General features: G+C 32.0%; 1 protein-coding gene. It reads left to right on the top strand.

Going from position 1 to position 487, the window contains the following annotated elements:
* A partial coding sequence (locus tag DMC01_RS14300; protein WP_185908989.1) for a hypothetical protein occupies positions 1 to 487 on the top strand: 487 nt, incomplete at both ends.

The following is a 487-nucleotide window of genomic DNA, read 5'->3' as shown; positions in this document are numbered from 1 at the left end:
TTGAAGACACAAAAGATCAACAAGAGTATGAAAAAGCCTTTGAAGAGCTTTTGCAAGAATTTAATCAAGGCTTGAATTTTAAAGAAAATATCCAAGATGCAAATTTAAAAAGCTTAGAAGAAGCACTTAAAGGCATTGAAGAAGATCTTAGCACAAAAAAAGTTAAATTCAAGCCAAGCCTTGCCTTTGAGTTTCTTTTGAAGGATTTCATTAACTCGTTTTTTCCTTTTAGTGATCTGCTTTTTGATCTAAGTGGCTTTGATCTAAGTAAAAGGCTTGTAAAAGCCATTATAAGATCAAAGCTAGGCTCTTTTAAAGAGCTTTTATGTGAGGAGCTTGGCTTAGCGTATATAATATATACTCTTGGCTCTAAAAATATAGATCTAATAAAACAAAAAGCACATAAACTAAGGCTAAATCAAGCAATAAACCAAAAGGCTTTTTCACAAGCCATAGAGCTGATACAAAAAAATGAGCTTGAAACCTC

The sequence above is a fragment of the Campylobacter troglodytis genome, from assembly GCF_006864425.1.
Taxonomy (GTDB): Bacteria; Campylobacterota; Campylobacteria; order Campylobacterales; family Campylobacteraceae; genus Campylobacter_D; species Campylobacter_D troglodytis.
This window is presented reverse-complemented; position numbering and strand designations above follow the sequence as displayed.